This window comes from Kitasatospora sp. NPDC127111, assembly GCF_042677465.1.
Taxonomy (GTDB): Bacteria; Actinomycetota; Actinomycetes; order Streptomycetales; family Streptomycetaceae; genus Kitasatospora.
Window position 1 is genome coordinate 11,965 of record NZ_JBHXTG010000088.1, and the last position, 22,859, is coordinate 34,823.

2 protein-coding genes are annotated in these 22,859 nt (G+C 75.8%); both read left to right on the forward strand.

The window, feature by feature from the left end; translation table 11 throughout:
- The first annotated feature begins 12 nt into the window (after positions 1 to 12).
- On the forward strand, positions 13 to 15,051 hold the full coding sequence (locus tag ACFVHB_RS35135; protein WP_380330411.1) for a type I polyketide synthase: 15,039 nt from the start codon (positions 13 to 15) through the stop codon (positions 15,049 to 15,051).
- A gap of 41 nt (positions 15,052 to 15,092) precedes the next feature.
- On the forward strand, positions 15,093 to 22,859 hold a 7,767-nt coding region (locus ACFVHB_RS35140), incomplete at its 3' end, for a type I polyketide synthase (protein WP_380330408.1).

Below are 22,859 nucleotides of genomic sequence, written 5' to 3' on the forward strand. Positions count from 1 at the left end.
TGGGAGATGACCGTGTCCGACGAGGACAAGCTTCGTAGTTACCTAAAGCGGGCCATCGCAGACGCCCAGGACGCCCGCGCCCGACTGCGCGAGGTGCAGGAGCAGGCGGCGGAGCCGGTGGCGATCGTCGGCATGGCGTGCCGCTTCCCCGGCGGTGCGGACAGCCCGGAGGCGTTCTGGGAGCTGCTGGCCTCGGGCGGTGACGCGGTGGGCGGGTTCCCGACCGACCGCGGCTGGGACCTGGACGGCGTCTACGACCCGGACGGCGAGCGCGAGGGCACCTCGTACGTGGCGCAGGGCGCGTTCCTGCGGGACGCGACCCGGTTCGACGCCGGGTTCTTCGGCATCAGCCCGCGTGAGGCGCTGGCGATGGACCCGCAGCAGCGCCTGCTGCTGGAGACCTCGTGGGAGGCGCTGGAGCGGGCGGGCATCGACCCGGCGTCCCTGCGGGAGACGGCGACCGGGGTGTTCGCCGGCGGCTTCGGCTCCAACTACGGGATCGGTGTCTCCTGGTCGGGCGAGGGCGGGTCCGGCGTCGAGGGCCACCTGATGACCGGCAACGCGACGAGCGTGCTGTCGGGCCGCGTCTCGTACGTGCTGGGGCTCGAAGGCCCGGCGGTGACGATCGACACGGCGTGCTCGTCCTCGCTGGTGGCGCTGCACCTGGCCGCCCAGGCGCTGCGCTCGGGCGAGTGCACGCTGGCGCTCGCCGGCGGTGTCACGGTGCTGGTCTCCCCGGGGACGTTCGTGGAGTTCTCGCGGCAGCAGGGGCTGTCGGCGGACGGCCGGTGCCGGGCCTTCTCGGAGGACGCGGACGGCACGGGCTGGGCCGAGGGCGTGGGCATGCTCGTGGTGGAGCGGCTGTCGGACGCCCGGCGCAACGGGCACCGGGTGCTCGCGGTGCTGCGGGGCTCGGCGGTGAACCAGGACGGCGCGTCGAACGGTCTGACGGCGCCGAACGGTCCGTCGCAGCAGCGGGTGATCCGGGCGGCGCTGGCCAACGCTCGCCTGTCGGCCGCCGAGGTCGACGTGGTGGAGGCGCACGGGACGGGCACCACGCTGGGCGACCCGATCGAGGCGCAGGCGCTGCTGGCCACCTACGGCCAGGAGCGTGGCGAGGGACGGCCGTTGTGGCTGGGTTCGGTGAAGTCGAACATCGGCCACACCCAGGCGGCCGCCGGCGTGGCGGGCGTCATCAAGATGATCCTCGCCCTGCAGCACGAGGAACTGCCGCCGACCCTGCACGCCGAGGTGCCGTCCTCGCACGTGGACTGGTCCGCCGGTGAGGTGGAGCTGCTGACGGAGTCGGTGCCGTGGCCGACGGGGGAGCGCCCGCGTCGGGCCGGCGTGTCCTCGTTCGGGATCAGTGGCACCAACGCGCACGTCATCGTGGAGGAGGCCCCGGCCGCGGAGAGCGTTGAGGCCGTCCGGGAGACCGCGCCGGTGGTGTCGGGTGCCGGTGCGTGGTTGGTGTCGGGCCGTACGGCCGAGGGGCTGACGGCTCAGGCCGGGCGCCTGCGCGAGTGGGTGGCGGCGCGGCCGGAGCTGGAGCCGGCGGACGTGGCCTGGTCGCTCGCGACCACGCGGTCGGTGTTCGAGCACCGGGCCGTGGTGGTGGGCACCGAGCGTGCCGAACTGCTGCGCGGTGTGGAGAGCCTGGCGGCTGGTGTGTCGGCGGCGTCGGTGGTGTCGGGGGTGGCGCGGGCCGGTGCGCGCGTCGGCCTGATCTTCGCCGGTCAGGGTTCGCAATGGGTCGGCATGGGCCGGGGGCTGTACGAGGGCAGCCCGGTGTTCGCGGAGGCCTTCGACCGGGTGTGCGGGCTGCTGGAGCTGGAGCTCGGGGTTTCCGTCCGCGACGTCGTCCTGGGTGCGGACGGCGTGGATGCGGGCTCGGCGGACCAGACGTTGTACGCGCAGGCGGGGTTGTTCGCCTTCGAGGTCGGTGTCGCTGCGGTGTTGCAGGCCGTGGGTGTGACCGCGGACGCGGTGGTGGGTCACTCGGTGGGTGAGGTCGCGGCCGCGTACGTGGCCGGGGTGCTCTCGCTGCCGGACGCCTGCCGTCTGGTGGCGGCGCGGGCGCGGCTGATGCAGGCGCTGCCGAGCGGCGGTGCGATGGCGGCGATCAACGCTCCCGAGGCGGAGGTGCTGGCAACTCTGGCGGACGTCGCGGGCGTCTCGGTCGCGGCGGTCAACGGGCCGGAGTCGGTGGTGATCTCCGGCGAGGTCGAGGCCGTGGACGCGGTCGTGGAGGAGTGGCGGGAGCGGGGTCGCCGGGTGCGGCGGCTGCGGGTCTCGCACGCCTTCCACTCGCCGGCGATGGACCCGGTGCTCGACGAACTCGCTGCTGTGGCAGCGGGGTTGGAGTACCGCCGTCCGCAGCTGATGTGGGCGGGTGCGCTGACCGGTGAGCTGGTGAGCGCGTGCGAGGCGGGTTACTGGCCGGCGCAGACGCGCGGGGCGGTGCGGTTCGCCGACGCCGTCGCGGCTCTCGCCGAGCAGGGCGTGTCGGTGTTCATCGAGGTCGGCCCCGACGGGTCGCTGTCCTCGCTGGGCCCGGACGCCGTGGCGGGGATCGACGGTGACGAGGCCGTCTTCGTTCCGCTCCAGCGGCGCGACGACCAGGGCGTGACCGGCCTGGTGAGCGGCCTGGCCCGCGCGTACGTCAACGGCGTGCCGGTGAACTGGAGTTCGGTGCTGCCCGCCCGTACGCCGGTCGAGCTGCCGACGTACGCCTTCCGCCAGCAGCGGTTCTGGCCGGAGGGGGTGGTGTCGCTCATGCCGCCGGCGGCGGTCGGCGGGGACGGTGGCAGCACCGCGGCGGAGGCCGAGTTCTGGGCGGCCGTCGAGGACGGGGACCTGACCCGGATCGCCGACGCGCTGGCCATCGAGGACCACCAACAACTGGGCGAGTTCCTGCCGGCCCTGGCGTCGTGGCGGCGGCGCGAGAAGGACCGGCTGGTGACCACGGACTGGCGCTACCGGGTGAACTGGGCGACGGTCGCCGACCCTGACGCGCGTGTGCTGTCGGGCACGTGGGTGACGGTCGTGCCGGCCGGAACGGACGGGCGGCCGTACGTCTCCGCGCTGGCCGCTCGCGGTGCCGAGGTGGTCGAGGTGACGGTTCCGGCCGGACCCGTGGACCGGGCCGAGGTGGCGGCGCTGCTGGGTGCGGCGGTGGAGCCTTCCGCGGTCGCCGGTGTGCTGTCGCTGCTGGCGCTGGACGAGACGCCGCTGCCGGATCAGCCGGTGGTGACCGGCGGCCTGGCGGCCACCCTGGCGCTCGTCCAGGCGCTGGGTGACGCAGGGATCGCCGCCCCGCTGTGGGCGGCCACCCGCGGCGCGGTGGCGGCGGGAGCAGGTGAGGCGCTGGCCAACCCGGTGCAGGCGCAGGTGTGGGGTCTGGGTCGGGTCGTCGGCCTGGAACACCCCGACCGCTGGGGCGGTCTGATCGACCTTCCCGAGACGCTCGACGAGCGCGCCGGTGCGCGCCTCGTCGCGGTGCTGGCCGGCTGCGGCGAGGACGAGGTCGCGATCCGGTCCGCCGGGATCCTCGGCCGCCGGCTCACGCGGGCCTCGCAGCTCCGTGGCAAGGACCGCTGGTCGCCGCGCGGCAGCGTGCTGATCACCGGCGGCACCGGCGCCATCGCCGGCCACGTCTCGCGCTGGCTGACCGAGCGCGGTGCGGAGCGGCTGGTCCTGACCGGTCGTTCCGGCCCGGCGGCCGCGGGTGTCGCGGCGACGGTGGCGGAGCTGGCCGCGCAGGGCACCAGCGTGGACGTCGTGGCGTGCGACGTCAGCGACCGGTCGGCGCTGACCGGCCTGGTGGCCTGGATCGGCGAGAGCGGCCCGGCGCTGTCCTCGGTGCTGCACACCGCCGCCGTCCTCGACGACGGCGTGGTCGACCGGCTCTCGGCGGCGCGGCTGGCGTCCGTGCTGCGCGTGAAGGCCGAAGGCGCGCTCCTGCTCGACGAGTTGACGGCGGACCTCGACCTGGACGCGTTCGTCCTGTTCTCCTCGGCCGCGTCGACGCTCGGCGCCGCCGGTCAGGGCAACTACGCGGCGGCCAACGCCTTCCTCGACGCCCTCGCCGAGAACCGCCGGAGCCGTGGGCTGCCCGGCCTGTCGGTGGCGTGGGGCGCCTGGGGCGGCGGCGGTTTCGCCGAGTCCAGCGAGGCGGCGCGGGCGCGGGTCAAGCGCGGCCCGATGCCGGCGCTGGACCCGCAGCTCGCCGCCCGCGCCCTGGGCGGGGCACTGGACGGCCCGGACGCCGTCGTCACCGTGATGGACGTCGACTGGGCGCAGCTGGCGTCCGCGTCGGGCCCCGTGGACCTGCGGGAGGCGCCGCTCTTCCGCGACCTGCCGGAGGTCCGCCGGCTGACCGCCCCGGGTGCCGGGAGCGCGGCCGTCACGCGCGCCGAGGGCGAACTGGCCCGCCGGCTCGCCGGGTTGGGCCGCGCGGAGCAGGAGCGGGTGCTCACCGACGTGGTGCGGGCCGAGGTCGCCGCCGTGCTGGGGCACGCCTCCGCCGAGGCGGTCGAGGACCGGCGCTCGTTCAAGGACCTCGGCTTCGACTCGCTGACCGCCGTCGAGCTGCGCAACCGGCTCAACGCGGTGAGCGGCATCCGGCTGCCCGCCACGCTGGTGTTCGACTACCCCACCCCGCTGCTGCTGGCCGGCTTCCTGCGCGGCGAACTGACCGGCGAGGCGGCCGGGTCGGGCGCCGTCGTCGCCGTGGCGGCCGCGGTTGCGGACGAGCCGGTGGCGATCGTCGGCATGGCGTGCCGCTTCCCCGGCGGTGCGGACAGCCCGGAGGCGTTCTGGGAGCTGCTGGCCTCGGGCGGTGACGCGGTGGGCGGGTTCCCGACCGATCGCGGCTGGGACCTGGACGGCGTGTACGACCCGGACGGCGAGCGCGAGAACACCTCGTACGTGGCGCAGGGCGCCTTCGTCCGGGACGCGGCGGAGTTCGACGCGGGGTTCTTCGGGATCAGCCCGCGCGAGGCGCTGGCCATGGACCCGCAGCAGCGCCTGCTGCTCGAGGCGTCCTGGGAGGCGCTGGAGCGGGCCGGCATCGACCCGTCGGGGCTGCACGGCAGCGCGACCGGCGTCTTCGCCGGTGGTTACGCCTCCGGCTACGGCTTCACCCTGGCGGGCGAGGGCGGGTCCGGCGTCGAGGGCCACCTGCTGACCGGGAACGCGACGAGCGTGCTCTCCGGCCGGGTGTCCTACGTGCTGGGCCTGGAGGGCCCGGCGGTGACGGTGGACACGGCGTGCTCGTCCTCGCTGGTGGCGCTCCACCTCGCCGCCCAGGCGCTGCGCTCGGGCGAGTGCTCGCTGGCGCTGGCCGGCGGGGCCACGGTCATGGCGACGCCGGGCATGTTCATCGACTTCTCGCGGCAGCAGGGCCTGTCGGCGGACGGCCGGTGCCGGGCGTTCTCCGAGGAGGCGGACGGCACGGGCTGGGCCGAGGGTGTGGGCATGCTCGTGGTGGAACGGCTGTCGGACGCCCGGCGGAACGGGCACCCGGTGCTCGCGGTGCTGCGCGGGTCGGCGGTGAACCAGGACGGCGCGTCGAACGGTTTGACGGCGCCGAACGGTCCGTCGCAGCAGCGGGTGATCCGGGCGGCGCTGGCCAACGCTCGCCTGTCGGCCGCCGAGGTCGACGTGGTGGAGGCGCACGGGACGGGGACGACGCTGGGTGACCCGATCGAGGCGCAGGCGCTGCTGGCTACCTACGGCCAGGAGCGTGGCGAGGGACGGCCGTTGTGGCTGGGTTCGGTGAAGTCGAACATCGGCCACACCCAGGCGGCCGCCGGTGTGGCGGGCGTGATCAAGATGATCCTCGCCCTGCAGCACGAGGAGCTGCCGCCGACGCTGCACGCCGAGGTGCCGTCCTCGCACGTGGACTGGTCCGCCGGTGAGGTGGAGCTGCTGACGGAGGCGGTGCCGTGGCCGGCGGGGGAGCGTCCGCGTCGGGCCGGCGTGTCCTCGTTCGGGATGAGCGGCACCAACGCGCACATCATCGTGGAGGAGGCCCCGGCTGCTGAGAGCGCCGAGGCCGTCCAGGAGATCGCGCCGGTGGTGTCGGGCGCCGGTGCGTGGCTGGTGTCGGGCCGGTCGGCCGAGGGGCTGGCCGGGCAGGCGGAGCGGCTGGCCGACTGGGTGACCGCGCGGCCCGAGCTCGCGCCGGCCGAGGTGGCGTGGTCGCTGGCGACCACGCGGTCGGCGTTCGAGCACCGGGCCGTGGTGGTGGGCACCGACGGCGGCGAACTGCTGTCTGGTTTGCAGAGTCTGGCCGCCGGTGTGCCCAGTGGTGCCGTTGTTTCGGGTGTGGCGCGGCCGGGTGCGCGGACGGTGTTCGCGTTCGCGGGTCAGGGTTCGCAGTGGGTCGGTATGGGCCGGGAGCTCGCCGAAGCCAGTCCGGTGTTCGCGGCGCGGCTGGCGGAGTGCGCGGCGGCGCTGGCGCCGTATGTGGACTGGTCGTTGGACGAGGTGCTCGCCGGGGCGCCGGGTGCGCCGGAGATGAAGGCGGCGGACGTCGTCCAGCCGGCGCTGTGGGCCGTGATGGTCTCGCTGGCGGCGGTGTGGGAGGCCGCGGGTGTCACGCCGGACGCGGTGGTCGGTCACTCGCAGGGTGAGATCGCGGCGGCCACGGTCGCCGGGATGCTCAGCGTCGAGGACGGCGCCCGGGTGGTGGCGCTGCGCTCGCAGTCGCTGAAGGTCCTCGCCGGTCTCGGGGGGATGCTGTCGGTGAGCCGGCCCGCCGCCGTCGTCGAGGAGCGCATCGCCCGCTTCGGCGAGCGGCTCTCCCTGGCGGCCGTCAACGGCCCTGCGGCGGTGGTGGTTTCGGGCGAGCCGGACGCGCTGGAGGAGTTGAGGGCGGAGTTCGAGGCCGAGGGCGTGCGCGCCCGGATGGTCGCGGTCGACTACGCCTCGCACAGTGCTCAGGTCGACCGGTTGGAGGAGGAGATCACCTCCGTCCTGGCCGGGATCGCCCCGCGTCGCGGCCGCGTCCCGATGGTCTCCGCGATGACGGGCGAGACCCTGACCGGCGAGGAGCTGGACGCCGCCTACTGGTACGCCAGCCTGCGCGCGACGGTGCACTACGACCGGGCGGTCCGGACCCTGGCGAGCCAGAACTACCAGGTGTTCGTGGAGGTCACCCCGCACCCGGTGCTGATGGGCGCGATGAACGACACCCTCGAAGAGGTCGCCCAGGAGGCCGGCCCCGGCATCGTCCCGGCGGCCGTCTGCGGCACCCTGCGCCGCGACGAGGGCGGCACGACCCGGCTGACCACCTCCCTCGCCGAGGCGTTCGTCAACGGCGCCCCGGTCGACTGGACGGCCGTCCTGCCGGCCGCCGGGCGGATCGAGCTGCCGACCTACGCCTTCCAGCACGAGCGCTACTGGCCGCAGGGCATGCTCCCCCTGTCGCTGGCGGGCGCCGGTCAGGACGCGGCGTCGCTGGGCCTCGGCGCGGTGGACCACCCGCTGCTGGGCGCGGCGGTCGAGCTGGCCGGCGGCGCGGGCCTGGTCTGCACCGGGCGGCTGTCGCTGCGCACGCACCCGTGGCTGGCCGATCACACGGTCGGCGGGGCGGTGCTCCTGCCGGGCACCGGCTTCGTCGAGCTGGCCGTGCGTGCCGGGGACCAGGTCGGCTGCGGCCTCCTGGAGGAACTCACCCTGCAGGCACCGCTCGTCCTGCCCGCCGACGGCTCCGGCGTCCAGGTCCAGGTGGTGCTGGCCGAGGCGGACGGTGAGGGCCGGCGCGCGATCGAGGTGTTCTCGCGCCCCGATGCCGCCGACGCCCAGCAGGCCTGGGTGCGGCACGCGAGCGGCGCGGTGGCCCCGGCCCCGCTGGACGGGCGGACGCCGGAGGAGCTGGCGGTCTGGCCGCCGGAGGGCGCGACCGCGCTCGACGTCGACGAGGTGTACGCCGTCCGGCTGGCCGAGGTGTACGGTCCGGCCTTCCACGGCCTGCGGGCCGCCTGGCGCCGCGGCGAGGACGTGTTCGCCGAGGTGGCGCTGCCGGAGTCGGTGGCGCGGGAGGCGGGTGCGTTCGGGCTGCACCCGGCGCTGCTGGACGCCGCCCTGCACGCCGCGCTGCTGGAGGGCACGCCCCTGGCGGACGCGGACGCAGCCGCGGGCGGCGAGCCGGGCGAGGTCCGGATGCCCTTCGCGTGGGCGGGCGTCGAGCTGCACGCGAGCGGCGCCTCCGTGCTGCGGGCCCGGCTGCGCCGGGACGCGCGCGGTGGCCTGGCGCTGACCGCGGTGGACCCGGCCGGCGCCCTGGTGGTGTCGGTGGAGTCGCTGGTCAGCCGACCGGTGTCGGCCGCTCAGCTGCGGGCCGCCGACGGCGGGGTGACGGACGCGCTGTTCGTCGAGGAGTGGGCGCGGGTGGCCGAGGCCCCCGCCCCGGCCGGGGACTGGGCGCTGATCGGCGCCGACCGGTTCGGCGTGGTCGAGGGGCTGGCGGCCGCCGGGGTGCCGGTCCGGCCGTTCGCCGGCCTGGCCGAGGCGGCCGCGGCCGTGGCGGCGGGTGAGCCCGCTCCGGACGTGGTGCTGGTCTGCGTCGGAGCGACCCCCGTGCCGCCCGGGGCACCGGCGGAGGCCGCGGCGGTCCCGGAGACCGCCCGCCGGCTCGCCGCCGAGGCGCTGGCCCTGGCCCAGCAGTGGCTGGACGAACCGCGCCTGGAGTCCGCGCAGTTGGTGGTCGTCACCCGGGGCGGTGTGGCCGCCGCGGACGGCGAGGCCGTGGCGGACCTGCCCGCCGCCGCCGTCCGGGGCCTGCTGCGTTCGGCGCAGGCGGAGAACCCCGGCCGGCTGCTCCTGGTCGACCTTCCCGCCACCGGAGACGACCGGGCCGTCACCGTTCTCCCGGCGGTCCTCACCGCCGGCGAACCGGAGCTGGCCCTCCGCGGCGAGGCCGCGTTCGGGCGGCGGCTCAACCGTCCGTCCGGCGCTGGAGCAGCGGTTGAACGGCCTGCGATCCCCGTCGCCGACGGTGCGCGGACGCTCCTGGTGACCGGTGGAACGGGCACGCTGGGCGGCCTGGTGGCCCGTCACCTGGTGGTGACCGGGCGGGCCCACGGCGTGGTGCTGACCAGCCGTTCCGGCCCGGCCGCCGCCGGGGCGGCGGTGCTGGCCGCCGAGTTGGCACAGCTCGGTGCGTGGGTCCGGATCGTGGCGTGCGACGTGGCGGACCGGGAGGCGCTGGCCGCGCTCCTGGGGACGATCCCGGCCGAGTGCCCGCTGGGTTCCGTCGTCCACGCCGCCGGGATCATCGACGACGGGGTGATCGGCACCCTGACCGCCGACCGGCTGGCGGCGGTCATGCGGCCGAAGGCCGACGCCGCGTGGCACCTCCACGAGCTCACCCGTGGCTTGGACCTGGAGCACTTCGTCCTGTTCTCCTCGGCGGCCGCGGTCTTCGGTGCGCCGGGCCAGGGCAACTACGTCGCCGCGAACTCCTTCCTGGACGCGCTGGCCGGTCACCGGCGGGCCGCCGGCCTGGCGGGCCTGTCGCTGGCCTGGGGGCCGTGGGTGCACGAGGCGGGCATCGGCCGGGATCTCGGCGAGCGCCTGCTGACCCGGATCAGCCGGTCCGGGGTCGCGGCCCTGGGCGCGGACGAGGGCCTGGCCGTGATGGACTTGGCGATGGCCCGCGGCGAGGCCGTCCTGGTGCCCGCCCGGCTGGACGTGGCGGACCTGCGGGCGCGGGCCGCCCGCAGCGGTGACGTCCCGCCGCTGTGGCGGGCGCTCGCCGGGGGCCGGGTCCGGCGGGCGGCCGCCGCCCAGGCCGCGACCGGCGACGACGCCGCGGAGGCGCTGCGCCGCCGCCTGGCCGGCCTGGCCGGCCAGGAGCGCGACCGGCTGCTGCTGGACCTGGTGCGGGCGCACGTGGCCGCGGTGCTCGGGCACGCGTCCACCGACGCCGTCGAGCCCACCCGGGCCTTCACCGACCTGGGCTTCGACTCGCTGACCGCGGTGGAGCTGCGGAACCGGCTGCGGACGGAGACGGGGCTGCGCCTGCCGGCGACGCTGGTCTTCGACTACCCCACCCCCGTCGCTCTGGCCGCGCTGCTGCGCGGCGAGCTGGCGGGCGATCTGCCGGCCGCGGCCGGGCCGGTCCGTCCGTCCGGTGCGGTGACCGACGAGCCGGTCGCGATCGTCGGCATGGCCTGCCGGTTCCCGGGCGGCGTCGCCGGCCCCGAGGAGCTGTGGGACCTGCTGGCCGCGGGCCGGGACGCGATCGGCCCGTTCCCGCAGGACCGCGGCTGGGACCTCGACGCGCTGTACGACCCGGACACCGAGCACGCGGGCACCTCCTACACCCGGGAGGGCGGCTTCCTGCGGGACGTCAGCGGGTTCGACCCGGCGTTCTTCGGGATCAGCCCGCGCGAGGCGCTGGCGATGGACCCGCAGCAGCGGCTGCTGCTGGAGACCTCGTGGGAGGCGTTCGAGCGGGCCGGGATCGACCCGGCGGCGCTGCGCGGCAGCCAGACCGGCGCGTTCGTCGGCGGCTACAGCTCCGGGTACGCCGCGATGAGCCTCGACGGCGACTCGGAGTTCGAGGGCATCGACAGTCACGTGATGACCGGGAACGCGACCAGCGTGCTCTCGGGCCGCCTGTCGTACACCCTCGGCCTGGAGGGCCCCGCCGTGACGATGGACACGGCGTGCTCCTCGTCGCTGGTGGCGCTGCACCTGGCCTGCCAGTCGGTGAGGGCGGGGGAGTGCTCGCTCGCGCTGGCCGGCGGCATCACGATCACGGCGGCCCCGGACGGGTTCATCGCGTTCTCCCAGGCGCGCGGCCTGGCGGTGGACGGGCGCTCCAAGGCGTTCGCCGCGTCCGCCGACGGCATGGGCATGGCCGAGGGCGTCGGCATGCTCGTGCTGGAGCGCCTGTCGGACGCGCGCCGCAACGGGCACCCGGTGCTCGCGGTGGTGCGCGGCTCGGCCGTCAACCAGGACGGCGCGTCCAACGGCCTGACGGCGCCCAACGGCCCGTCCCAGCAGCGGGTGATCCGCGCCGCGCTGGCCGGGGCCGGACTGTCGGCCGCCGACGTGGACGCGGTGGAGGCGCACGGCACGGGCACCAAGCTGGGCGACCCGATCGAGGCGCAGGCGCTGCTCGCCACCTACGGTCAGGACCGTCCCGAGGACCGGCCGGTGTTCCTCGGCTCGGTGAAGTCGAACATCGGGCACACCCAGGCGGCCGCCGGCGTGGCCGGGGTGATGAAGATGGTGCTGGCGCTGCAGAACGAGCAACTGCCGCCGACGCTGCACGTCGACGAGCCGTCGCCGCACATCGACTGGTCGGCCGGACACGCGCGGCTGCTGACCGAGGCGGTGCCGTGGCCGGCGAACGGGCGGCCGCGCCGGGCGGGCGTGTCCTCGTTCGGGATGAGCGGCACCAACGCGCACGTGATCCTGGAGGAGGCCCCGGCCGCCGAGGCCGCCGAGGCCGTGGAGCCGGAGGCCACGGCTCCGGCGCCGGTGCTGACGGGCGCCGGCGCGTGGGTGCTGTCGGGCCGGTCGGCGAAGGCGCTGGCGGGCCAGGCGGGCCGGCTGCGCGAGTGGGTGGCGGCCCGGCCCGGGGCCGAGCCGGCCGACCTGGCCTGGTCGCTGGTCGCGACCCGGTCCCTGTTCGAGCACCGGGCCGTCGTGGTGGGCGGTGACCGCGCCGAGCTGACGGCCGGCCTGGAGAGCCTGACGGCGGGCACGTCCGCCGGCTCGGTGGTGTCCGGTGTGGCCCGGGCCGACGCGCGCCCGGTGTTCGTCTTCCCGGGGCAGGGTTCGCAGTGGGTCGGCATGGGCCGGGAGCTCGCCGAGGCCAGCCCGGTGTTCGCCGCGCGGCTCGCCGAGTGCGCGAAGGCGCTGGAGCCGTACCTGGACTGGTCGTTGGACGAGGTGCTGGCCGGGGCGCCGGGTGCGCCGGAGTTGAAGGCGGCGGACGTCGTCCAGCCGGCGCTGTGGGCCGTGATGGTCTCGCTGGCGGCGGTGTGGGAGGCCGCCGGGGTGGCTCCCGAGGCGGTGGTCGGCCACTCGCAGGGTGAGATCGCGGCGGCGACGGTGGCCGGGATGCTGTCGTTGGAGGACGGCGCCCGGGTGGTGGCGCTGCGCTCGCAGTCGCTGAAGGTGCTGGCCGGTCTCGGCGGGATGCTGTCGGTGAGCCGGCCCGCCGCGGTCGTCGAGGAGCGCATCGCCCGCTTCGGCGATCGGCTCTCCCTGGCGGCCGTCAACGGCCCCGCCACGGTGGTGGTCTCCGGCGACCCGGAGGGGCTGGAGGAGTTGAGGGCCGAGTTCGAGGCCGAGGGCGTGCGCGCCCGCATGGTCGCCGTGGACTACGCCTCGCACTCCGCCCAGGTCGAGCGCCTGGAGCAGGAGATCCGCTCCGTCCTGGCCGGTGTGACACCGCGTCAGGGCCGCGTGCCGATGGTCTCCGCGATGACGGGCGAGACCCTGACCGGCGAGGAGCTGGACGCCGCGTACTGGTACGCGAGCCTGCGCGCGACGGTGCACTTCGACCGCGCCGTGCGCACCCTGGCGAGCCAGGGCCACCGGGTCTTCGTCGAGGTCTCCCCGCACCCCGTCCTGCTGGGCGCGGTGACCGAGTCGCTGGAGGAGGTCGCGCTGGAGGCGGGTGCGGCCGCCGTGCCCGCCGCCGTCTGCGGCACGCTGCGCCGCGACGACGGCGGCGCGACCCGGCTGACCACTTCGCTCGCCGAGGCCTTCGTCAGCGGGGCCCCCGTCGACTGGACGTCCGTCCTGCCGGCCGGCGAGCGGGTGGACCTGCCGACCTACGCCTTCCGGCACGACCGCTTCTGGCCGAAGGTCCCGTCGCCCCTGCCGGCCGGCTCCGCGGCCACCGGCCGGGACGGCTCGGGCACCGCGGCCGAGGCGGCGTTCTGGGCGGCCGTGGAGGGCGGCGACCTGGAGCAGCTCGCCGACACGCTGGCGATCGAGGACCAGCGGCAGCACCAGCTCGGCGAACTGCTGCCCGCCCTGACGACGTGGCGGCGCCGTGACCTGGAGCGGTCGACGACCGCGAGCTGGCGGTACCGGATGGGCTGGGCGCCGGTCGCCGACCCCGACCCGGCCGTGCTGTCCGGCACCTGGCTCGTCGCGGTCCCCGCGGAGCCGGCCGCCGCCGACCCGGCGCGGGGCTGCGAGGTGGCGCTGGGCATGCGCGGTGCCGACGTCGTGGTGGCCGAGGTCCCGGCCGGGACCACGGACCGCGACGCCCTGGCGGCGCTGCTCACGCGGTCGCTCCGGGACGCGGGCGCGGAGCCGGCCGGCGTCGCCGGTGTGCTGTCGCTGCTGGCGCTGGACGAGACGCCGCTGCCGGACCACCCGGTGGTGGCCGGCGGGTTGGCCGCCACCCTCACCCTGATCCAGTCGCTCGGCGACGCCGGGATCGAGGCGCCGCTGTGGCCGGCCACCCGCGGTGCGGTCTCGGCCGCGCCCGGCGAGGTGCCGACCAGCCCGGTGCAGGCGCAGGCGTGGGGCCTCGGCCGGGTCGTCGGCCTGGAACACCCCGACCGCTGGGGCGGGTTGGTCGACCTTCCCGAGGTGATGGACGACCGGGCCGGTGCCCGGCTGGTCGCGGTGCTCGCCGGCTGCGGCGAGGACCAGGTCGCCATCCGGCCGGCCGGGATGCTGGGCCGTCGGATGAGCCGGGCCGCCGAGGCGCGGGGCGAGGGCCGCTGGACGCCGCGCGGCACCGTGCTGATCACCGGTGGCACCGGCGCGATCGCCGGGCACGTCGCCCGGTGGCTGGCCGAAGGGGACGCGGAGCGCGTGGTGCTGACGGGCCGTTCCGGTCCGGCGGCCGCCGGGGTCGCCGCGACGGCCGCCGGGCTGGCCGCCCGGGGCACCCGGGTGGACGTCGTCTCCTGCGACGTGAGCGACCGGTCCGCCGTGGCCGGGCTGGTGGCCTGGATCGGCGGGAGCGGCCCGGCGCTGTCCTCGGTGATGCACACGGCCGCCGTCCTGGACGACGGCGTCGTGGACCGCCTCACCCCGGCGCGCCTGGCGACGGTGCTGGCGGCCAAGGCCGCGAGCGCCGCCCACCTCGACGAGCTCACGGCGGACCTGGACCTCGACGCGTTCGTGCTGTTCTCCTCCGCGGCGTCGACCCTCGGCTCCGCCGGCCAGGGCAACTACGCGGCCGCGAACTCCTACCTCGACGCCCTGGCCGAGAACCGGCGGGCCCGCGGGCTGGCCGGTCTGTCGGTGGCCTGGGGCCAGTGGGGCGGCGGCGGCCTGGCGGAGTCCAAGGAGGCGATCCGGGAGCGGATGAAGAAGCTCCCGATGTCGGCGATGGACCCGCAGCTGGCGGTCCGCGCGCTGGGCGAGTCGCTGCAGGGGCCCGACGCCGTCGTGACGGTGATGGACGTCGACTGGGCCGTGCTGGCGCAGACCGCGGTGGACCTGCCAAAGGCGCCGCTGGTCCGGGACCTTCCGGAGGTCCGCCGGCTCGCCACCGCCGGCACCCGGTCCGCCGAGGCGGCCGCCCCCGCCGAGGGCGAGCTGGGCCGCCGCCTGGCCGGCATGGACCGCGCCGAGCAGGAACGGGTCCTGACGGACCTGGTGCGGGCCGAGGCGGCCGTCGTCCTGGGCCACGCGTCGGCGGAGGGGGTGCAGGCCCAGCAGGCGTTCAAGGACCTGGGCTTCGACTCGCTGACGGCGGTGGAGATCCGCAACCGGTTGAACACTGCGACCGGACTGCGGGTGCCCGCTACGTTGATTTTCGACTACCCCACTCCGGTGGCGGTGGCCGCCTGGCTGCGCACCGAACTCGCCCCGGACGAGACGGGCTCGGTGCCGGTGCTCGACGACCTCGACAAGCTCGAATCCAGCCTGTCGGGCGCGGCACCCGACCAGGACACCAGCGAGCGGATCACGAGGCGGCTGCAGAGCATTCTGTCGAAGTGGATCGAAAAGCAGGGCGAAGCGGAGTCCGGCGGCGGCGAGGTCGAACTCGAGTCGGCAACACCCGACCAGGTGTTTGAGTTTCTCGACAAGGAACTTGGTCTGTCCAACTAGTTACTTCGCGCTAATTGACGGCATTTTGGTAAGGGGTCACTGTGGATAACCAAGAGAAACTCTTCGACTACCTCAAGAAGACCGCGGCCGAGCTCCAGGAGACGCGCAAGCGCCTGCACAAGCTGGAGGCGGGCGAGTACGAGCCGCTGGCGATCGTCGGCATGGCGTGCCGCTACCCGGGCAACGTGGAGACCCCGGAGGACCTCTGGGAGCTGCTGGCCGCCGGCGGCGACGCGGTCGGCGAGTTCCCCACCGACCGCGGGTGGGACCTGGAGAGCATCTACGACCCGGACCCGGAGAAGTCCGGCCGGTCGTACACGCAGTCCGGGGCCTTCGTGAAGGACGCCAGCGGATTCGACGCCGCGTTCTTCGGGATCAGCCCGCGCGAAGCGGTCGCCATGGACCCGCAGCAGCGGCTGCTCCTGGAGGTCTCCTGGGAGGCCCTGGAACGCGCCGGAATCGACGCGGGAACGCTGAAGGGCAGCAAGACCGGCGTTTTCGTCGGCGGTTTCACCTCGAACTACCTGGTGAACCTGGAACTGGCGGAAGGGGGCACGGCCGGGCTGGAAGGTCACATGATGACCGGCAACCTGACCGCCGTGCTCTCCGGCCGCGTGTCCTACGTGATGGGCCTCGAAGGCCCGGCGGTCACGGTCGACACCGCCTGCTCGTCCTCCCTGGTGGCGCTGCACCTGGCCTGCCAGGCGATCCGCGCCGGGGAGTGCTCGATGGCGCTCGCCGGCGGTGTGACCGTACTCGCGCAGCCCGGCATGTTCGTCGAGTTCTCCCGGCAGCAGGGCCTCTCGGTGGACGGCCGCTGCCGCGCGTTCTCCGAGGACGCCAACGGGACCGGCTGGGCCGAGGGCACCGGCATGCTCGTCGTGGAGAAGCTCTCCGACGCGCGCCGCAACGGCCACCAGGTGCTCGCGGTGATCCGCGGCTCCGCGATCAACCAGGACGGCGCGTCCAACGGCCTGACGGCGCCCAACGGCCCGTCCCAGCAGCGGGTGATCCGCGCCGCGCTGGAGAACTCCCGGCTGTCCGCCGCCGACATCGACGCGGTGGAGGCGCACGGCACGGGCACCAAGCTGGGCGACCCGATCGAGGCCCAGGCGCTGCTCGCCACCTACGGCCAGGAGCGCGGCGGCGACCAGCCGCTGTGGCTGGGCTCGGTGAAGTCCAACCTCGGGCACACCCAGGCGGCCTCCGGCGTCGCCGGTGTGATCAAGATGGTGATGGCGCTGCGAAACGAGCAGCTGCCGAAGACCCTGCACGTGAAGCAGCCCACGCCGCACGTCGACTGGGACGCCGGCGAGGTGGAGCTGCTGACCGAGCCCGTCCCGTGGCCGGCCGGTGAGCGCGTCCGCCGCGCCGGTGTGTCGTCGTTCGGCGGCAGCGGGACGAACGCCCACCTCATCCTGGAGGAGGCGCCCGCCGAGGACGCCGCGGCCGAGCCGCAGGAGGAGACCGCTCCTCCGGTGGTGTCGGGCGCCGGCGCGTGGCTGGTGTCGGGCCGCTCGGCCGAGGGGCTGACGGCCCAGGCCGAGCAGCTGCGGGACTGGGTGGCGGCACGGCCGGAGCAGGCGCCGCAGGACGTGGCGTGGTCGTTGGCGACCACCCGCGCGACCTTCGAGCACCGCGCCGTCGTGGTGGGCGGTGACCGCGCCGAGCTGACGGCCGGCCTGGAGAGCCTGGCCGACGGCGTGCCCAGCGGTGCCCTCGTCTCGGGCGTGGCCCGGGCCGACGCGCGCCCGGTGTTCGTCTTCCCGGGCCAGGGGTCGCAGTGGGTCGGCATGGGCCGGGAGCTCGCCGAGGCCAGCCCGGTGTTCGCGGCGCGGCTGGCGGAGTGTGCGGCGGCGCTGGCGCCGTACGTGGACTGGTCGTTGGACGAGGTGCTGGCCGGGGCGCCGGGTGCGCCGGAGATGAAGGCGGCGGACGTCGTCCAGCCGGCGTTGTGGGCCGTGATGGTCTCGCTCGCCGCGGTCTGGGAGGCCGCGGGTGTCACGCCCGACGCGGTCGTGGGTCACTCGCAGGGTGAGATCGCGGCGGCGACGGTGGCCGGGATGCTGTCGTTGGAGGACGGTGCCCGGGTGGTGGCGCTGCGCTCGCAGTCGCTGAAGGTGCTGGCCGGTCTCGGTGGCATGCTGTCGGTGAGCCGGTCGGCCGCCGTGGTGGAGGAGCGGATCGCCCGGTTCGGTGAGCGGCTCTCCCTGGCGGCTGTCAACGGTCCCGCCACGGTGGTGGTCTCCGGCGACCCGGAGGGGCTGGAGGAGCTGAAGGCGGAGTTCGAGGCCGAGGGCGTGCGCGCCCGGATGGTCGCCGTGGACTACGCCTCGCACTCCGCCCAGGTCGAGCGCCTCGAAGCCGAGATCATGTCCGTGCTGGCCGAGGTGACGCCGCGCCAGGGCCGCGTGCCGATGGTCTCCGCGATGACGGGCGAGACCCTGACCGGCGAGGAGCTGGACGCCGCCTACTGGTACGCCAGCCTGCGCGCGACCGTCCACTTCGACCGCGCCGTCCGCACCCTGGCCGGCCAGGGCCACCGGGTCTTCGTCGAGGTCTCCCCGCACCCCGTCCTGCTCGGCGCGATGACCGAGTCGCTGGAGGAGGCCACCCAGGCCGCCGGCCCGGGCGCCGTCCCCGCCGCCGTCTGCGGCACCCTGCGCCGCGACGACGGCGGCGCGACCCGCCTGGTCACCTCGCTCGCCGAGGCCTTCGTCAGCGGGGCCCCCGTCGACTGGACGTCCGTGCTCCCGGCCGGCCGGCAGGTGGACCTGCCGACCTACGCCTTCCAGCACCAGCGGTTCTGGCCGAAGGGCACGCTGGGCGAACTGCGCTCGTCCCGCTCGGGCGGCGGCGACCCGATGTCGCTGGGCCTGGGCGCCGTGGGCCACCCGATGCTCGGTGCGGCGGTCGAACTGGCCGGCGGCGCCGGCCTGGTGTGCATGGGCCGGCTGTCGCTGCGCACCCACCCGTGGCTGGCCGACCACGCCGTCGGCGGGGTGGTGCTGCTGCCCGGCACCGGCTTCGTCGAGCTGGCGGTGCGCGCCGGGGACCAGGTCGGCTGCGGCCTGCTGGAGGAGCTGACGCTGCACGCGCCGCTCGTCCTGCCCGCCGACCGCAGCGGTGTCCAGCTCCAGGTGGTCGTGGCCGCGCCCGACGCCGAGGGCCGCCGCGGGGTCGAGGTGTTCTCCCGCCCCGAGGACGCGGCCGCCCAGCAGGCGTGGGTCCTGCACGCCGGCGGTGTGGTCGCCCCCGCCCTGACGGCCGGGAAGGCCGACGAGGACTTCCTGGTGTGGCCGCCGCGGGACGCGGCGCCGGTGGACGTCACGGACCTCTACCCGGTGCACCTCGCGGAGGTGTACGGCCCCGCGTTCCACGGCCTGCGGGCTGCCTGGCGCCGCGGCGAGGACGTGTTCGCCGAGGTGGCGCTCCCGGAGGAGGTGGCGCGGGAGGCGGGCGCGTTCGGTCTGCACCCGGCACTGCTCGACGCCGCCCTGCACGCCTCGGTCCTGGCGGAGCCGGTCGCCGGCGCCGAGCCGGGCCAGGTGCCGATGCCGTTCGCCTGGACCGGCGTCGAGCTGCACGCCGGCGGCGCGTCGGTGCTGCGCGTGCGGCTGCGCCAGGACGCCCAGGGCGGCGTGTCGCTGACCGCCGCCGACGCCACCGGCGCTCCGGTGGTGACGGTGGGATCGCTGGTGAAGCGGCTGGTCGGGATGGACCAACTCCGTGCCGCCCACAACGAGCTGACCGATTCGCTGTTCGTCCAGGACTGGACCCCGGTGGCCGGCGGCGACGCCCCGGCCGGGGAGTGGGCGCTGCTCGGTCCCGACCGCTTCGGCCTCGTCGACGGGCTGGACGCCGCGGGCGTGCGGGTGCGCTCCTTCGCCGACGTCGCCGAGCTGGCCACCGCCGCCGCCGAGGCGGGCGGGGCCGGCCTGGGCACCGCCCTGGTGTGCGCCGACGCCCTGCTCGGCGCGGCCGACGACGCGGGCCCGGTCGACGACGCGGGCCCGGACTTCCCGGACGCCGTCCGGCGGGCCGGTGCCGCGGCGCTGCGGCTGGTGCGGGAGTGGCTGGAGGAACCGCGCCTGGACGCCACGACGTTGGTGGTCGTCACCCGGGGCGCGGTGGACGCGGTCGGCGGCGAGGCGGTGACGGACCTGGCCGCGGCCTCCGTCCGGGGCCTGCTGCGGTCGGCCCAGGCGGAGAACCCGGACCGGCTGGTCCTGGTCGATCTCCCCGCCGTGAACGCCGGCGACGCCGTGGACGCCGACGCCGTGAACGCCGGCGACGCCGTGGACGCCGACGCCGTGGACGCCGACGCCGTGAACGCCGCCGCCGACCAGATCGCGCTGCTGCCCACCGCGATCGGCGGCGACGAGCCCGAGCTGGCGCTCCGCGGGCAGACCGCCTACGGCCGGCGGCTGACCCGCCCCGCCGGCGAGCTGGTGCCGGTCGCCTGGCCGGACGCGCCGCAGGCCGATCCGGCGGCCCGTTCGCTGCTGGTGACGGGCGGCACCGGAACGCTGGGCGCGTTGGTCGCCCGGCACTTCGCGGCGACCGGACGGGCCGGCGGCGTGGTGCTGACCAGCCGTTCGGGCCCGGGAGCCGCCGGGGCGGCCGCGATCGCGGCCGAGCTGGCGGAGCTGGGCGTCTGGGTGCGGATCGTCGCCTGCGACGCGGCCGACCGGGACGCGCTGGCCGCCGTGCTGGAGCGGATCCCGGCCGAGTCCCCGCTGGGCTCCGTCGTCCACTCCGCGGGCGTCGTCGACGACGGCGTGATCGCGTCGCTGACGCCGGAGCGGCTGGTGGCGGTCATGCGGCCGAAGGTCGACGCGGCCTGGCACCTGCACGAGCTCACCCAGGACCTCGACCTGGACCACTTCGTCCTGTTCTCCTCCGCGGCCTCGACCTTCGGCGCGGCCGGCCAGGGCAGCTACGTCACCGCCAACTCCTTCCTGGACGCCCTGGCCGGCTACCGCCGGGCCGCGGGCCTCGCGGGCAGGTCGCTGCAGCTCGGCCCGTGGATGCACGAGGCCGGCATCGGCCGGAACCTCAACGAGACCTCGCTGTCGCGCATCGACCGGGGCTTCGTGCCGCTCGGCGCCGAGGACGGCCTGGTCGTCCTGGACGTGGCGCTCGGCCGGGACGAGGCCGTCCTGATGCCCGCCCGTCTCGACGTGGCGTCGCTGCGGGCCCAGGCCTCGGGCAGCGCGGACGTCCCGCCGCTGTGGCGGACGCTGGCCGGCGTGTCCGTCCGGCGCGCGGCCGCCTCCGCCGCCACCGGCACGGGCGCCGACGCGGCCGACGCACTGCGGCGGCGGCTCGCGGCCGTCTCGGGCACCGAGCGCGACCGGCTCCTGCTGGACCTCGTCCTCGCCCACGTCGCCGCCACGCTGGGGCACGCCTCGGCGGACGCGATCGACGCGGGCCGGCCGTTCACCGACGTCGGCTTCGACTCGCTGACCGCCGTCGAGCTGCGCAACCGCCTGAACGCCGAGACCGGCCTGCGGCTGCCCGCGACGCTCGTCTTCGACTACCCCACGCCGACCGCACTCGCCGCGCTGCTGCGCGCGGAACTGGCGGGCGACCTGCCCGCCGTCGCGGCACCCTCCGCACCCGTGGCCACGGGCACGGCGGACGAGCCGATCGCGATCGTCGGCATGGCCTGCCGGTTCCCGGGCGGCGCGGCCAGCCCGGAGGAGCTGTGGCGGCTGCTGTCCACCGGGACGGACGCGATCGGCCCGTTCCCCCGGGACCGCGGCTGGGACCTCGAGAGCCTCTACCTCGAGGACCCGGACGCGGAGCGCCCGGGCGAGGCGTACGAGCAGGCGGGCGGATTCGTCCAGGACGCCAGCGCCTTCGACGCCGGCTTCTTCGGGATCAGCCCGCGCGAGGCGCTGGCGATGGACCCGCAGCAGCGGCTGCTGCTGGAGACCTCGTGGGAGGCGTTCGAGCGGGCCGGGATCGACCCGGCCGCGTTGCGCGGCAGCCAGACCGGCGCGTTCGTCGGCGGCTACAGCTCCCGGTACGCGACCGACGTGCGACTGGACGGCACGGAGGTCGTCGAGGGGCACCTGGTGACCGGGAACGCGACCAGCGTGCTCTCGGGCCGTCTGTCCTACACCTTCGGCCTGGAGGGCCCGGCCGTCACGGTGGACACGGCCTGCTCGTCGTCGCTGGTGGCCCTGCACATGGCCGTTCAGGCGCTGCGGCTGGGGGAGTGCTCGCTCGCCCTCGCCGGCGGGGCCACGGTCACCGCCACCCCCGGGGTCTTCGTGTCCATGGCCAAGGCGGGCGGCGTGTCCGTGGACGGGCACTGCAAGTCCTTCGCCGCGGCGGCCGACGGATCGGGTTTCGCCGAGGGCGCGGGCATGCTCGTCGTGGAGCGGCTGTCCGACGCGCAGCGCAACGGGCACAAGGTGCTCGCGGTGATCCGAGGTTCCGCCGTCAACCAGGACGGTGCGTCGAACGGTCTGACGGCGCCGAACGGCCCGTCCCAGCAGCGGGTGATCCGGGCCGCCCTGGCCAACGCCCGCGTGTCCTTCGCCGACGTGGACGTGGTGGAGGCGCACGGGTCGGCGACCAAGCTCGGGGACCCGATCGAGGCCCAGGCCCTGATCGCGACCTACGGTCAGGAGCGCGCCGACGGACGGCCGCTGTGGCTGGGGTCGGTGAAGTCGAACATCGGGCACACCCAGGCGGCCGCCGGTGTGGCCGGTGTGATGAAGATGGTGCTGGCGCTGCAGAACGAGCAGCTGCCGCGGACGCTGCACGTGGACGAGCCGACCCCGCACGTGGACTGGTCCGCGGGGGAGGTGCGCCTGCTGACCGAGCCGGTGCCGTGGCCCACCGGGGAGCACGTGCGCCGGGCCGGCGTGTCCGGGTTCGGCATGAGCGGCACCAACGTGCACGTGATCCTGGAGGAGGCCCCCGCTGCCGGGGAGGCCGAGGTGCCGGAGACGGCGCCGGTGCCGGTGGTGTCGGGGGCGGACGCCTGGCTGCTGTCGGGTCGTACGGCGGAGGGGCTGACGGCTCAGGCCGGCCGGCTGCGGGAGTGGGTGTCGGCGCGGCCGGAGCTGGTGCCGGCGGAGGTGGCGTGGTCGCTGGCGGCGACGCGGTCGGTGTTCGAGCACCGTGCCGTGGTGGTCGGTGGCGGCCGTGAGGAGCTGTTGTCCGGGCTGGGCGACCTGGTCGCCGGGACGCGTTCCGCGTCGGTGGTGTCGGGCGTGGCTCGTTCGGGTGGTCGGACGGCGTTCGTGTTCGCGGGTCAGGGTGCGCAGTGGGTCGGCATGGGCCGGGAGTTGGCGCGGTCGAGCCCGGTGTTCGCGGCGCGGTTGGCGGAGTGTGAGGCGGCGTTGGCGCCGCACGTTCCGTGGTCGCTGTCGGAGGTGCTGGCCGGCGTGGAGGGTGCTCCCGCGTTGGAGGCCGCGGACGTGGTGCAGCCGGTGATGTGGGCCGTGATGGTGTCGCTGGCGGCGGTGTGGGAGGCCGCCGGTGTGGCGCCGGACGCGGTGCTGGGGCACTCGCAGGGTGAGATCGCGGCGGCGACGGTGGCGGGGATGCTGTCGCTGGAGGATGGTGCCCGGGTGGTGGCGGTGCGGGCGCGGGCGCTGTCGAGCCTGGGGCTTGAGGGGTCGATGCTGTCGGTGGTGATGCCGTACGCGTCGGTGCGGGAGATCGTCGAGGGCTGGGGTGAGCGGCTGTCGGTCGCGGCGGTGAACGGCCCGGCGGCGGTGGTCGTTTCGGGCGAGGCGCAGGCGCTGGCGGAGTTCGAGCGTGAGCTGGCGTCGCGGAAGGTGCTG